Consider the following 13,888-nt stretch of genomic DNA (forward strand, 5'->3'; position numbering starts at 1 on the left):
TCCCTTCCGAAAAGCGTTATCGCTGACAGGAGCAATGTATGAGTCGTGAAGAATATACATTACTGCATTCCGGGTTTAATCAACACGATCTGCACATCCTCAAACAGAACATCGTCGCACCTGACGGCACGCTGGACGGCGTGGTCGCCGGGTTTGCCAAGCGCTTCATGGTCTATACCTCCCTGTTCCTGACCTGTCTGCTGGGCCTTTTGGTGCTGGCTATTGTCACGCCGGTTAAAGACCTGATTCTGGTCGCAGCGGGTATAGGCGCGGTATTTTTAACGCTTCGCTTAATGCGTTCGCCGATCGTTTCGTTGAAGTGCTGGTTTTATTGTAGCCATCAATGGAGATAGGCCCGGAATAAATACGGTCGTTTTAAATAATAGCCGTTCCGCTACAAGAGTTATCTTTCCATTAAAGATAACTCTTGTTTTTTAATGATAATACGTAATTTAATTTAGCGAAACACATAACTGTCGTTATATATTAAAGCGACAATTGTGAGTCTCTTCGCAATTTTATTTTTTTATTGTTTACGCGGGGATTTAGCGTCGAATAAAGTGCTTGCGTTCAATTTAGTGAATATTTCCTTACGATGTATTTATATTAATGTAACGCCTAACAGGTGCGTGGAATAACATGGAAAACAGACTGGAAATACTGCATAAGGCAAAGATTATTGATGCCGATATTTATCATGGAATGCTTAACGTCATTACCTGTCTTGAAAAGAAACGTCGGCTCGATATTCGTCACGTACAGGGTGATATGCTGCTTACCCATATGGCGAATGCCCTGATGCGCGCCCGCAGAGGGGAAGCGATCTCCGCCATTGATGCTGACGTGCTCTCAGAGGTGACGGACTCTGCGCGCTATCCGGAGATTGCAGAACTCCACCACGAACTTCTGCAGTTTTTCCCCGTATCGGTACCGGAGTGCGAACAGGGTTATTTGCTGGCTAACCTGTACGGCCTGCTGCTGAATCAGGCGCAGAACGTCCCGGGCGCGACGGTGTAAATACCGTCGTGGCGCAGAGAATTCAGCAATGAAAAGGACATTTATCAAAAAAGAGGGCGTGCTGCTCAACGCCTTAGCCCGCTACCTGCTCGGTGAACGGCAGGGCAATCGCCTCATGACCATTGAGGCGCTGGCGGTTGCCTGCGGCACCTCGGTTGGCCTGACTCAGGCGGGGCTGAAGTCGCTGGAAGCCTCGGGCGCGGTCTGCATCGAACGGCGGGGGCGCAACGGCAGCTACCTGTTGGCAGTGGATCACACAGCGCTGCTCGCCAATATTGATATCAGCAACGTAGTGTGCGCCATGCCGCTGCCCTATACGCGTATGTATGAAGGGCTGGCGAGCGGCCTGAAGGCGCTGTTTGAGGGAGTCCCGTTCTACTACGCGCATATGCGCGGCGCCGACAGCCGCGTTGAGTGCCTGCTCGGCGGCGTGTATGACATGGCGGTGGTCTCCCGGCTGGCGGCCAGCAGCTATCTGGCAGAGGGCCATCTCAGCGCGGTACTCGAGTTCGGCCCGCATACCTACGTGGGCGAGCACCGGCTTATCTGCCGCAGCGGACGGGCGAATGCTATTCGTCGGGTAGGCATCGACGGCCGCTCTGCGGATCAGAAAATGCTGACCCGGGCCTGCTTCGAGCGGCGGAACGTCGAGTACGTCGCGCTCTCGTATCACGAAAGCCTGGCCCGCGTGGCGCGTGGCGATATTGACGCCGTTGTCTGGAACGTGGTGGACGAACAGGTGCTTAACGGTCTCGGACTGGAGGCGAGGCCGCTGCCCCAGGACCCGCGCCTTTTGGCGGCGACGGAGGCCGTGGTGCTGATCCGCGCCGATGATTATCCGATTAAGACATTATTTAACGCACTCGTCGATAAGGAACGATTACTCGACCACCAGCGTCGGGTTATTCGCGGAGAGCTGGAACCTCACTATTAATAGCGGGCGTTAGCAACAATATTTTCTCACTAAGGGGAATTTGGCGGTTTTAAATCTTCAGTAATCTGAATAAATCATATGGATATATTTAAAGAGGTAATGGATGTTTATAAATGCGCTGCAGCGGCAGAATCCTGCGCTGATTACTGCTGCTCTTAATTTCTGGCGTCAGGGCAAAATAGCGCCGGACAGCTATATTATCGATGTCGATCGGGTGATTGAAAATGCGGGTAAAATCCTCACCGTCGCCCGCGAGCTGAATATTACTCTGTATGTCATGACCAAGCAGTTGGGGCGTAATCCGTGGCTTGCCGAAAAGCTGTTGCGCCTGGGCTTTGAGGGCGTCGTGGCCGTTGATGATAAAGAGGCCCGCATTATGCGCCGGGCGGGAATAAAGGTGGCGCATCAGGGGCACCTGGTGCAGATCCCCTCGGGGCAGGTCCGCGAAGCGGTTGAGCAGGGTACCGACATTATCACCGTTTTCTCGGTAGAAAAGGCGCGCGAGATCTCCGCGGCGGCCCTCAGCGCCGGCCGGGTGCAGGCCATCATGCTTAAGGTGTACGGCGAAAACGACCTCTTCTATCCCGGCCAGGAGAGCGGATTTTCTCTTACGGCGTTAACCGCAGCCGTTGACGAGATACGCACCCTGCCGGGGGTCGCTATCGCTGGCCTGACGCACTTCCCCTGCCTGCTGTGGGACGAGCAGCACTCCGCCGTGGTGCCGACGGAAAACCTGCGCTCGCTGCTGGCGGCTAAAGCCCGGCTGGAGCAGTGCGGTGTCCGCGTTGGGCAGCTTAACGCGCCCTCGGCGACCAGCTGCACTTCACTGCCTCTGCTTGCACAGTTCAACGTGACGCACGCCGAGCCGGGCCACGCGCTCACCGGCACCATTCCGGCCAACAGGCGGGGCGATCAGCCGGAGACGGTAGCGATGCTGTGGCTCAGCGAAATCTCTCACCAGTTTAAGGGGCGCAGCTACTGCTACGGCGGCGGCTACTACCGGCGCGGAAACGCAAAGAATGCCCTGATCTACGCGCCCGGTGAAAACGTTCCCCGTCGGGTGGCCCTCGGCGCCGTCGACGATGCCAGCATTGACTACTTCCTGCCGCTTGAGGGCGAGTTTGCGCCCGGCAGCGCCGCCATTTTCTGCTTTCGCACGCAAATCTTCGTCACCCGCAGCGAGGTGGTGCTGATTGCCGGACTCGCGCGCGGAACGCCTGAAATCGTTGCCCGCTACGGCAGTCAGGGAAATCGCCTGGAGGACCTATGGCGCGATGCATAGTGCTGGTGATCGACAGCTTCGGCGTCGGCGCGATGGACGACGTTCCCGAGGTCAGGCCGCAGGACCGCGGGGCCAATACCTGCGGACATATTCTGCAGTCCTGCCCGCAGCTGTGCCTGCCGACGCTGGAAAGGCTCGGTCTGATCAACGCCCTGGGCTTTGCGCCCGGCGTTATGCAGCCTTCAGAAACCGCAATATGGGGCACAGCCGAACTGCTGCACGAAGGCGGCGATACCTTTCAGGGCCATCAAGAAATTTTAGGTACTCGCCCGAAACCGCCGCGGGTCATGGCCTTCAGCGAGGTTATCGACAGCGTTGAGGCCAGTCTGCAGGCGGCGGGCTATGGCGCGGTGCGCCAGGGCGCGGGCCCGTACTGGCTGCTGGTGAACGGCTGCGTGGCGATAGGCGACAACCTGGAGGCCGATCCGGGGCAGGTCTACAACATCACCGCCAACCTTAGCGAAATCGCCTTTTCTGAGGTGAAGGCCATTGGCGGTATCGTGCGCGCGCAGGCCACCGTCGGGCGGGTCATCGCCTGCGGCGGCGAGCTGGAGAGCAGCCGGCAGCTTATCGACGCCGTCGAGCAAAGGGCGGGAGGCTATATCGGCCTCAACACGCCCCGCAGCGGCGTATACCGGCGCGGTTTCCAGGTCGAGCATATGGGCTACGGCGTGGACGCGTCGGTACAGGTCCCGCAGCGGCTCCATGCGGCGGGCGTGCCGACGGTGCTGGTCGGCAAAGTGGCCGATATTGTCGACAACCGATGCGGCATCAGCTGGAAGAATATCGTCGATAGCGGCCAGATCATGGACATCACCCGCCGCGAGTTTCTGCGGCGCGATCCGGTCTTTATCTGCAGCAATATCCAGGAGACCGACCTGGCGGGACACGCCGAAGACGTTGAGCGCTATATCGACAGGCTGCGGCTGGTGGATGACGCCCTGGCGGCGCTGCTGCCGGAGATGGCGGCAGGCGACTGCCTTATCGTCATGGCGGATCACGGCAACGATCCCACTATCGGCCACGGCAGGCACACCCGGGAGAAGGTGCCGCTGCTGGTTTACGCCCCCGGCGCGCGGCCCGCGCGGCTTGGGCTGAGAAGCACGCTCTCCGACGTCGGGGCGACGGTGTGCGACTTCTTCATGGCCGGGCCGCCGGAGAATGGCCGCTCGTTTTTATCGTTAATTACCAGGGAGCAGGAACATGATTGACGCTTCAGGCTATACCTACGCGCACGAGCATTTGCATATCGATCTCTCGGCGTTCAAGGGCGACATTGACTGCCGCCACGACCAGTACGCGCTTATCCGCGACGAAATGAAGGCGCTGTTTGCCCTCGGGGTGCGCAACATTGTTGACGTGACCAGTCGCTATATGGGCCGCGATGCCCGCGTGCTGCTCAGTTTGATGCAGGAGACGGGCATCAATGTTATCGCCGCCACCGGCTACTACCAGCACGCTTTTTATCCCCACTGCGTGGCGGAAAGCAGCGCCCGGGCGCTGGCGGACGAGATGATCGCGGAGATTGAAAACGGCATTGACGGTACGTTACTCAAGGCCGGCGTCATCGCCGAAATAGGCTCCAGCGAGGGCGGCATTACCGACCAGGAGGCGAAAGTCTTTACCGCTGCCGCCATTGCCCAGCAGGAGACCGGGCGGCCGATATCCACCCACACCTCGTTCAGCACCATGGGCGTTGAGCAAACCCGCCTTCTGCGCCGGCAGGGCGCCGATCTTTCGCGGGTGGTGATCGGGCACTGCGATCTGCGCGATAACCTCGACGACATCATGAAGATCATCGACGCCGGGGCCTACGTGCAGTTCGACACCATCGGCAAGAACGGCTATTACCCGGATGAAAAGCGAATTGCCATGCTGCAGGCGCTGCGCCAGCGCGGCCTGCTGGCGCGGGTGATGCTCTCCATGGATATCACCCGCCGCTCTCACCTGCGGGCGAACGGCGGCATCGGCTACGGCTATCTGCTGACCACTTTTGCTCCCCGGCTGCTGGCGTCAGGATTCAGCCCGGCGGATCTCAACACCCTACTTATCGAAAACCCATCGCGCTTTTTTAAATAAGGATATGACCCATGAAGAAAATCGGCGTTGCCGGACTGCAGCGTGAGCTTATCAAACAGATGATTGAGAGCTCCGCGCCAGGCTGTTTTGAAACCTTTATTTGCAACGATTTAGAGGCGGCCAGCAAAGTGAAAAGCGGCCAGCTGGATTACTACATCGGCGCCTGCAACACCGGCGCGGGGGCGGCGCTCTCTATCGCCATTGCCATTATCGGCTTTAACAAATGCTGCACTATCGCCCGGCCGGGGGCGCGCGCCAGGGAGGAGGAGATCGTCAGGGCGGTCGGCGCAGGGAAGGTCGCCTTTGGCCTGTCGGTGGAGAACATTGAACATGCCGTTCCGCTGCTCGTTAACTACCTGAAGTGAGGGAACCACCGTGGCATCTTATCTTGAGATTTTTATCGTTGCCTGCCTGACCGGCATGACGGCGCTGCTATCGCACCGCTCGGCCGCGGTATTTCACGACGGCATTCGCCCGATACTGCCGCAGCTGGTGGAGGGCACGATGAAGCGGCGCGAAGCGGGCAGCATCGCCTTCGGCCTGAGCATTGGCTTTGTCGCCTCGGTGGGTATCTCCTTTACCCTGAAAACCGGGCTGCTTAACGCGTGGCTGCTCTTTTTGCCCACGGATATTATTGGTGTACTGGCCGTTAACAGCCTGCTGGCGGTCGGCCTGGGCGCAGTATGGGGCGTGCTGGTGCTGACCTGCCTGCTGCCGGTCAATCAGCTGCTGACCGCACTGCCCGTCGACGTGCTGGGCGCGCTGGGGGAGCTGAGTTCGCCGGTGGTCTCCGCCTTTGCGCTGTTTCCGCTGGTGGCTATCTTCTACCAGTTCGGCTGGAAGAGCAGCCTGCTGGCCGCCGCCGCGGTGCTGATGACCCGAATAGTGACCGTGCGCTTCTTTCCTCAGCTGATGCCGGAGTCGATTCAGATCTTCACCGGCATGGTGCTGCTGCTCGGTATCGCTATCGTTCACGATCTGCGCAGCCGGGCGGGGGCGCCGGAGGGGAGCGACGGCGTCTCGGTATTTGAGGAGCGCACCTCGAGGATCGTCAAAAATCTGCCGTATATCGCCGCCGCCGGGGCGCTGATCTCCGCTGTTGCCAGCATGAAGCTGTTTGCCGGTAGCGAAGTGTCAATTTTTACCCTTGAGAGGGCCTACTCCGCGGCGGTGACGCCCGCAGAGTCGCAGGCGCTGGTTCACCAGGCGGCGCTGGCGGAGTTTATGCGCGGCCTCGGCTTTGTGCCGATGATCGCCACCACCGCGCTGGCGACCGGCGTCTATGCGGTGGCCGGATTTACCTTCGTCTTCACCGTCGGCTATCTGGCGCCCAATCCGTGGATTGCCGCCCTGCTCGGCGCGGCGGTGATTTCCGCCGAAGTGCTGCTGCTGCGCACCATCGGCAAGTGGCTTGGCCGCTATCCCTCGGTGCGCAACGCGTCGGACAATATTCGCAATGCGATGAATATGCTGATGGAGTACGCCCTGCTGATTGGCTCAATTTTTGCGGCGATTAAGATGGCGGGATATACCGGATTCTCGATCGCCACGGCCCTTTATTTTATTAATGAAGCATCAGGTCGTCCGGTGCAGAAGATAGCGGCACCGGTGGTGGCGGTCATGGTCACCGGCGTTATTCTCAATCTACTTTACTGGGTTGGATTATTTCAAACGATCCGCTAGCCGTTTTTTTATCAATCGAAATATATATAAGGATATACAATGAAACTTGCAGCGTTATGCCTTCCGTTATTTTTATCGTTCGCCGGTTTTTCCGCTGCGGCGGAGAATCACTGCAGTCCGGCCGTCGGGAATATGCCCGCCAGCTGCCTGACGGAGCAATATACCATGTCGGTGCTCTGGTATCAGAATGCCGCCGAGGCGCGGGCCGCATTTTATCAGGGCTACCAGCTGGGACGGCTCCGGCTGGAGCAGGCGCTGAATAAAAAATCCGTAAAGCCGCTGGCTATTGTCCTCGATCTGGATGAGACCGTGCTGGACGACAGCCCGCATCAGGCGTGGCTGCTTAAAAACCAGCAGTTTTTACTTGCCGGCTGGGATGAGTGGGTAGAGATGGCTGCCGCAGAGCCGGTGCCCGGCGCTCTCGATTTCCTGCGCTTTGCCGATGAGCACGGCGTCAAAATCTTTTACCTCAGCGACAGAAAGCAGTCGCAGTTTGATGTCACGCTCAGCAACCTCCAGCGAATTAATTTACCGCAGGCCAGGCGGGAAAATTTGCTACTAAAAACGCCGGAGATGCATGGAAAACAGAGCCGTCGTGATGCGCTCGAAAGCAAATATAATGTCGTGCTCTATTTTGGCGATAATCTTGCCGATTTTATCGATTCAAAAGGGAAAACGCAGGAGGAGCGCAACAGTATGATGGAGGCGCATCGCCAGGAGTTTGGCGACCGTTTTATTATCTTCCCCAACCCGATGTACGGCGATTGGTATGGCGGGGTGATTGGCGATAAATTCAACGCTGATTACAATAAAATTTATAAACTGAGACGCTCGAGGTTAACCAGTTTTAAATAACCCCGTGTTTTACTCCTGAAATCTGATTGTAGGGATGCGGTCATCCTGACGGGATGTTCTTTATTATTACAGTGAGTATTGATATGCCTTTATTCTGATGAAAGAGGTGTTTATGTATCGTTGTGTGTTTTTTATTTGCACGCTATTAATAAGTATTGGCTCCCGGGCGGTAATGATCGATTACCGGCATGAAATTATGGACAACACAGGAAATACGCATAAAGACAGATTGCTGGTATCGCATCGCTTTAGCAGCGGCTTTGGCCTTTCTTTAGAGGGAAAGTGGAAAGGCTCGAAAAATAAGGATAAGGCCTACCATGAGACGGTCAGCAATGGCACTGAGGTCGTGGCCAGCTATGTGCACAAAGTGAATAACCGGCTGCAGATGGAGCCTGGGTTCTCGCTGGACAGCGGTTCTTCATCGAACAACTATCGGCCCTATCTGCGCGGTAAGCTGTTGATTCAGGATGGCCTGACGGCTTCTCTGCGCTTTCGTCCTTATTATAAGCGCTATTCCGGCAATATTGGTTCAGAGCACAAAACTTCTGAAAAGGGTTTTAACCTTACCGGCGTTATTTCACTGGTAGAGCTGAGTAATAGCCAGATTGACTATGAACTGGACTATAAGAAGACCAGTACCGGCGGTGTAGTATTAGCCAACAATAAAAACCATGAGTGGGCGCATGACATTAAGCTGACTTATAAAATCAACAGCAGCTGGTCGCCGCATATTGCGGTGGGTAACGTATCGGGAAGCCGCCACACCAGCGAAAGGCAGACGCGCTATCGCGTTGGCGTGAGCTATCTTTTCTAACCGGGCGAGGTGACAAACTGAAATCTTACATGCTAATTAAATTAGCATGTAAGATTCTGCATCCGGCGCTGTTATGGATGCCCGATCCCGCTACCTAACGATGTGTCGAACGGGGTTTCATAGCCGCCAAAGTTATATACATAGAGCAGAATGGACGTCCCATTTTCATCGGCGCGATTTTCGCCTTTCGTCAGTAATGCGGTAATGCCTTCGGCACCGCGTAAATGCGCCCCGCCGAGAAGGCCTGATAGCGTTATCTCAACGGCGTCGGGAACGTTCTGCGGAGGCGTCAGCACTGGGTGACATTCAGACCAGCGCAGGATTTTGCCGAGATAATCAGCAGGTGTTTTACCGTATTCGGCTAATCCGCTGACGATACCGCGGTATTTATCGCTGAAATGATCTTTTGCGATGCAGTCCTGCTTCTCCGGCTCAAGAAGATCGGCAAAAGAAAAGATGTCGTTTTTGCCGCTAAATGTGCCTTGCCATGTGTTCACATCGGTAACGTGGACGAGGCCAGCATTGGGTAAGGTCATTATTTTATCGCGAATACCGTTGGCCCAGTTTGCTATCGGGATATCGGAATAGTACATCGGCAGGTGATTTTCATCATAATGCGTGTAATAGCCCAGGTCCCACAAATCCTGCTCGCTGAACTGATAGCCGATAAAGCCCAGATAATTCATGGTGGCATACTGCATCCGTCTGAACATCTGCGGATCGGACGCGTTTTTATCGTAATACTTGTCGATACCCAGTCTTTCAAAATAGCCCTTAATGGTGGTACTGCTGACCGTTGCCTCTCCGCGCTCGTTGCGGATAACGCGGCCGGGATATTCGACGTTCTGATAGCCGACAATATCCGGCATTTCATAATTATCTGCGTAAAAGCTGGCCTGGTCAGGGTCAATCGTCGTTTCAAAAATACGAATCGTATTTAAGAAATCGTCATAACTACCTTTAGCGTTGCTACATTCTTTCATCTTTAATCCTCCTTGGTAGTCAGTAATTCTGGCCGGTAAAGAGTACGCTCATTAATTAATAATTGTAGTGAGGGAGAGACGGTTATTAAGCGCGGTTTTTTGCTATGATTAAGGAGATTGTATATTTCGCATCGGTGAATTTCTGTCTTTAATATGCTATGTCAGCCAGCGTGCTTAATTTAACGCCTGATTAAATATGCAGTAATTATTTACAACCTCTTTCCGGAGGGCTACTATCGCCATCAGGTAACACTGAATATCGGTTTTAACCTGTTTTTGCAGTACATGACTCGGGGTGCCCTTCCACGCGAAGGCTGAGAAATACCCGTACCACCTGATCTGGATAATGCCAGCGTAGGGAAGTCAGTGACCCTCGCGGGTTATCGCTTCTGACCGCGCATGGCAGGAGTGAAACGTGCAACCTGACCTGCTGAACCACGCGCACATCGCGCAACTCTCCCGACTTTTTCGCCGCCATTCGCCGCTGGTGCACTGCATGACCAACGACGTGGTGCAGACCTTTACCGCCAACGTCCTGCTGGCCGCGGGCGCATCTCCGGCGATGGTGATTGACGTTGAAGAGGCGCCGCAGTTTGCCGCCCTGGCGGATGCGCTACTGATCAACGTCGGCACTCTGACGCGGCCTCGGGCCGCCGCCATGCGCGCGGCGGTGGCGAGCGCGAACGCCGCCGGCACGCCGTGGGCGCTGGATCCGGTGGCGGTCGGCGCGCTGACCCTGCGCAGCGACTTCTGCCGGGAGCTGGTGGCCCTGAAGCCGGCGGCAATTCGCGGCAACGCCTCTGAAATTCTCGCCCTGGCGGGTATGAGCGCGGGCGGACGCGGGGTCGATACCACCGACAGCGCCGCCGCCGCGCTGCCTGCGGCCAGGGCGCTGGCGCAGCAGCTGGCGACCGTGGTGGCGGTGACCGGCGAGGTGGACTACATCACCGACGGCCAGCGGACCCTCGCCGCCGCCGGCGGTTCGCCGCTGATGACGAAAGTTGTCGGCACCGGCTGTTCGCTGTCGGCGCTGGTGGCGGGCGCCTGCGCGCTGCCCGGCGACCGGCTGCTTAACGTTGCGGCCACCTGCGGGCTGGTGAAGTACGCCGGCGGCGCGGCGGCGGCGGACAGCCGGGGGCCGGGCAGCTTCGTTGCCGCCTTCCTCGATATGCTGTATCAGGAGGTGAAGGCATGAAGCGCATCAACGCCCTCACCATCGCCGGCACCGATCCCAGCGGCGGCGCCGGCATTCAGGCGGATCTGAAAACCTTCTCGGCGCTCGGGGCCTACGGCTGTTCGGTCATTACCGCTCTGGTGGCGCAGAATACCCGCGGCGTGCAGTCGGTGTACCGCATTGAGCCGGACTTCGTCGCCGCCCAGCTTGATTCGGTGTTCAGCGATGTGCGTATTGATACTACCAAGATAGGAATGCTGGCGGAGACCGACATCGTCGAGGCGGTGGCCGAGCGGCTGGCGCGCTACCGCATCGGGAACGTGGTCCTCGACACCGTGATGCTGGCGAAGAGCGGCGATCCGCTGCTGTCGGCCTCTGCGGTGGCCACGCTGCGCCAGCGCCTGCTGCCGCAGGTTTCTCTCATTACCCCCAATCTGCCCGAGGCGGCGGCGCTGCTGGACGCGCCGCACGCTGCCAGCGAACGCGAGATGCTGGAGCAGGGCAGGGCGCTGCTGGCGATGGGCTGCGGCGCGGTGCTGATGAAGGGCGGCCATCTCGACGACGCCGAGAGCCCGGACTGGCTGTTTACCCCCGAGGGCGAATACCGCTTCACCGCCCCGCGCGTGATGACCAAAAACACCCACGGCACCGGCTGCACGCTCTCTGCCGCGCTGGCGGCCCTGCGCCCCCGCCGCGCGAACTGGCAGGAGACGGTGCCGGAGGCCAAGGCCTGGCTGTCGGCGGCGCTGGCGCAGGCGGACAGCCTGGAGGTGGGGCACGGTATCGGGCCCGTCCACCATTTTCACGCCTGGTGGTAGGCCCGGCGGCGCGAATCGTGTCAGCAGAATGTCCTGAAAAAGGCACGTTTGACCTGGAAAGAATTCGCCGGGAGTACCAGGCTTAATGTTGCCTTTTTTTTCAGGCACAGAGGACATTCATGGCCAGCCCAGGCTGGCATTTACGGGAGTTATTGCTATGACTGATATTGCGCAGTTGCTAGGCAAAGATGCCGACGGCCTTCTTCAGCACCGTTGTATGACCATTCCTTCTGACCAACTTTATCTGCCGGGTTCCGACTACGTTGACCGGGTGATGATCGATAATAATCGCCCCCCTGCGGTGCTGCGTAATATGCAGACCCTGTATAATACCGGGCGCCTGGCGGGCACCGGCTATCTGTCGATTCTGCCGGTTGACCAGGGCGTTGAGCACTCCGCCGGGGCATCGTTCGCGGCGAACCCGCTCTATTTCGATCCGAAAAACATCGTCGAGCTGGCGATTGAAGCGGGCTGCAACTGCGTGGCCTCCACCTACGGCGTTCTGGCCTCCGTGGCCCGGCGCTACGCCCACCGCATCCCGTTCCTGGTGAAGCTCAACCATAATGAAACCCTGAGCTATCCGACCACCTACGACCAGACGCCGTACGCCAGCGTCGAGCAGGCCTTTAATATGGGCGCGGTGGCGGTCGGGGCGACGATCTACTTCGGCTCGCCGGAGTCGCGCCGCCAGATTGAAGAGATCTCTGCCGCCTTTGAGCGCGCCCACGAGCTGGGCATGGTTACCGTGCTGTGGGCCTACCTGCGCAACTCCGCGTTTAAGAAAGACGGCAAGGACTACCACGTATCTGCCGACCTGACCGGCCAGGCAAACCACCTGGCGGCCACTATCGGCGCCGATATCGTGAAGCAGAAGATGGCCGAGAACAACGGCGGCTATAAGGCGGTCAATTTCGGCTATACCGACGAGCGCGTCTACAGCAAGCTGACCACCGAGAACCCGATCGATTTGGTGCGCTACCAGCTGGCGAACTGCTATATGGGGCGCGCGGGCCTGATCAACTCCGGCGGCGCGGCCGGTGAAAACGATATGGTGGACGCGGTGCGCACGGCGGTCATCAACAAGCGCGCGGGCGGTATGGGCCTGATCCTCGGCCGCAAGGCGTTTAAGAAATCGATGGCCGACGGCGTGAAGCTTATCAACGCCGTGCAGGACGTTTACCTCGATGGCAAAGTGACCATTGCCTGATGCCCTTCACCTCTCCCCGGTCGGGGAGAGGTTCTCATCTTAGCTAAGCAGCGGACATCCCGGCGGCAGGCGCAGGCGCAGCGCGCCCGGCAGGATCTCCATGCGAAACCTGCGCCCGCTCTCCGGCTCGCCGTCCAGATTGAAGGTCATGTCGTGCGGGGCAGTCACTTCAAACCATGACGACACGCCGTCGACGATATTGGTTTTCTCTTCCGGGCGGGTAAGCGTATTGATCAACGCCGGCAGCAGTTCGTCGGCGGTAAAGATGCGCAGCTGGAGCAGGCCGTCGTCGATCAGCGCCTCAGGGCAGAGCTGCTGCCCGCCGCCGGCCTGGCGGCCGTTGCCGATGCCGATGACCAGCGCGTCGCCCTGCCAGTGGAAGTTCTCGCCGCGAATTTCGCAGCGGTCGGCCTTAAGCGTGTTCGGGCGCATCAGGCCGTGGACCAGATAGGAGACGCCGCCCAGCGCCGCCTTCAGTTTTTCCGGGGTTTCGCTGGTAATACGGGTGCCGAAACCGCCGGTGGCCATATTCATAAAGCAGGTCCGATCATTGACCCGCGCGATATCCACGGCGGTGGTATTGCCGGCGATCGCCAGCAGCAGCGCCTTGCCCATCTCTTCCGGAATACCGGCGCTGGTGGCAAAGTCGTTGGCGGTGCCGAGAGGCAAAATGCCCAGCGCCGGCAGCTCGCTGCCGTCGTCGGCGTTAATCAGCGCGGTTGCCACTTCATTGATGGTGCCGTCGCCGCCGCCGGCAACGATGGTTTGCACGCCGAGGCGCCTGCCCTCGTCCAGATAGCGGGCCGCGTCGCCTTTTTCCCACGTCACGCGAACGTGGATCTCAACGCCCTGCGCGCGCAGGTCATTGATCGCGCTGCGCAAATCGGGATTTCCGGCGCCCTTGCCGTTCAGAATCAATAAGCTGGGAGATAGCGTATCCATTTTTCTTCACCTTTAGATGCATCTGTTCCTTAGTGTATCTCAGGATAGCGTAATTAGGGTCAGAACAGCCTGAAATCAATAACGTGCGGAGAGTAAAAAA

Annotated in this window: 15 protein-coding genes and 1 riboswitch; of the genes, 13 read left to right on the plus strand and 2 right to left on the minus strand. The window is 58.1% G+C overall.

All coding sequences use genetic code 11. From position 1 onward, the window contains the following. Positions 1-38: 38 nt before the first annotated feature. The 10 genes from ENGE1_RS01350 to ENGE1_RS01395 all read left to right on the plus strand — a co-directional run bounded on the left by ENGE1_RS01350 (position 39) and on the right by ENGE1_RS01395 (position 8,664). Positions 39-353, plus strand: a complete 315-nt coding sequence (locus tag ENGE1_RS01350; RefSeq protein ID WP_048253941.1) for a hypothetical protein — start codon at positions 39-41, stop codon at positions 351-353. A gap of 286 nt (positions 354-639) precedes the next feature. Next, complete coding sequence (locus tag ENGE1_RS01355) at positions 640-1,017, plus strand: hypothetical protein (protein ID WP_048253942.1); 378 nt, start codon at positions 640-642, stop codon at positions 1,015-1,017. A gap of 28 nt (positions 1,018-1,045) precedes the next feature. Continuing rightward, complete coding sequence (gene yhfZ / locus ENGE1_RS01360; RefSeq protein WP_048253943.1) at positions 1,046-1,951, plus strand: GntR family transcriptional regulator YhfZ; 906 nt, start codon at positions 1,046-1,048, stop codon at positions 1,949-1,951. A 103-nt stretch (positions 1,952-2,054) separates the two neighbouring features. Beyond that, positions 2,055-3,233, plus strand: coding sequence for a YhfX family PLP-dependent enzyme (locus ENGE1_RS01365; protein WP_064360430.1), 1,179 nt, complete (start codon positions 2,055-2,057; stop codon positions 3,231-3,233). After that, on the plus strand, positions 3,218-4,444 hold the full coding sequence (locus ENGE1_RS01370; protein WP_064360431.1) for a phosphopentomutase: 1,227 nt from the start codon (positions 3,218-3,220) through the stop codon (positions 4,442-4,444). The genes ENGE1_RS01365 and ENGE1_RS01370 overlap by 16 nt, the downstream gene beginning before the upstream one ends. Beyond that, positions 4,437-5,312 (plus strand): phosphotriesterase-related protein, encoded by an 876-nt coding sequence (locus ENGE1_RS01375; protein ID WP_045291174.1) that lies wholly within the window; start codon positions 4,437-4,439, stop codon positions 5,310-5,312. The genes ENGE1_RS01370 and ENGE1_RS01375 overlap by 8 nt, the downstream gene beginning before the upstream one ends. A gap of 11 nt (positions 5,313-5,323) precedes the next feature. Then, complete coding sequence (locus ENGE1_RS01380) at positions 5,324-5,677, plus strand: DUF2620 domain-containing protein (RefSeq protein WP_064360432.1); 354 nt, start codon at positions 5,324-5,326, stop codon at positions 5,675-5,677. A gap of 10 nt (positions 5,678-5,687) precedes the next feature. Beyond that, positions 5,688-6,995 (plus strand): YhfT family protein, encoded by a 1,308-nt coding sequence (locus ENGE1_RS01385; RefSeq protein WP_073971270.1) that lies wholly within the window; start codon positions 5,688-5,690, stop codon positions 6,993-6,995. A 39-nt stretch (positions 6,996-7,034) separates the two neighbouring features. Continuing rightward, positions 7,035-7,850, plus strand: coding sequence for a 5'-nucleotidase, lipoprotein e(P4) family (locus tag ENGE1_RS01390; RefSeq protein ID WP_073971271.1), 816 nt, complete (start codon positions 7,035-7,037; stop codon positions 7,848-7,850). A 112-nt stretch (positions 7,851-7,962) separates the two neighbouring features. Next, positions 7,963-8,664, plus strand: coding sequence for an oligogalacturonate-specific porin KdgM family protein (locus ENGE1_RS01395; RefSeq protein ID WP_064360530.1), 702 nt, complete (start codon positions 7,963-7,965; stop codon positions 8,662-8,664). A gap of 71 nt (positions 8,665-8,735) precedes the next feature. Here ENGE1_RS01395 and ENGE1_RS01400 read toward each other — a convergent pair whose 3' ends face one another. Next, the gene (locus ENGE1_RS01400; protein WP_064360434.1) at positions 8,736-9,647 is read right to left on the minus strand and encodes a hypothetical protein; all 912 of its coding nucleotides are present in this window, start codon (positions 9,645-9,647) and stop codon (positions 8,736-8,738) included. A gap of 281 nt (positions 9,648-9,928) precedes the next feature. Then, positions 9,929-10,025, plus strand: a riboswitch (TPP riboswitch). A gap of 37 nt (positions 10,026-10,062) precedes the next feature. Here ENGE1_RS01400 and thiM point away from each other — a divergent pair. From thiM to fbaB, 3 genes are all read left to right on the plus strand, one after another. Further along, positions 10,063-10,842, plus strand: coding sequence for a hydroxyethylthiazole kinase (thiM, locus tag ENGE1_RS01405; protein ID WP_064360435.1), 780 nt, complete (start codon positions 10,063-10,065; stop codon positions 10,840-10,842). Continuing rightward, entirely contained in the window at positions 10,839-11,639 is an 801-nt protein-coding gene (thiD, locus tag ENGE1_RS01410; RefSeq protein WP_043082933.1) for a bifunctional hydroxymethylpyrimidine kinase/phosphomethylpyrimidine kinase, read from the plus strand. Before thiM ends, thiD begins: the two co-directional genes overlap by 4 nt. Positions 11,640-11,796: 157 nt before the next feature. Next, positions 11,797-12,846, plus strand: a complete 1,050-nt coding sequence (gene fbaB, locus ENGE1_RS01415) for a class I fructose-bisphosphate aldolase (RefSeq protein WP_043082934.1) — start codon at positions 11,797-11,799, stop codon at positions 12,844-12,846. 39 nt (positions 12,847-12,885) lie between these two features. Here fbaB and yegS read toward each other — a convergent pair whose 3' ends face one another. Beyond that, positions 12,886-13,788 carry a lipid kinase YegS gene (gene yegS / locus ENGE1_RS01420; protein WP_045287802.1) on the minus strand — a complete coding sequence of 301 codons (903 nt, stop codon included), beginning with the start codon at positions 13,786-13,788 and terminating at the stop codon, positions 12,886-12,888. Between the last annotated feature and the right edge of the window lie 100 nt (positions 13,789-13,888).

Source organism: Pluralibacter gergoviae ATCC 33028 = NBRC 105706 (assembly GCF_001598855.1).
GTDB lineage: Bacteria > Pseudomonadota > Gammaproteobacteria > Enterobacterales > Enterobacteriaceae > Pluralibacter > Pluralibacter gergoviae.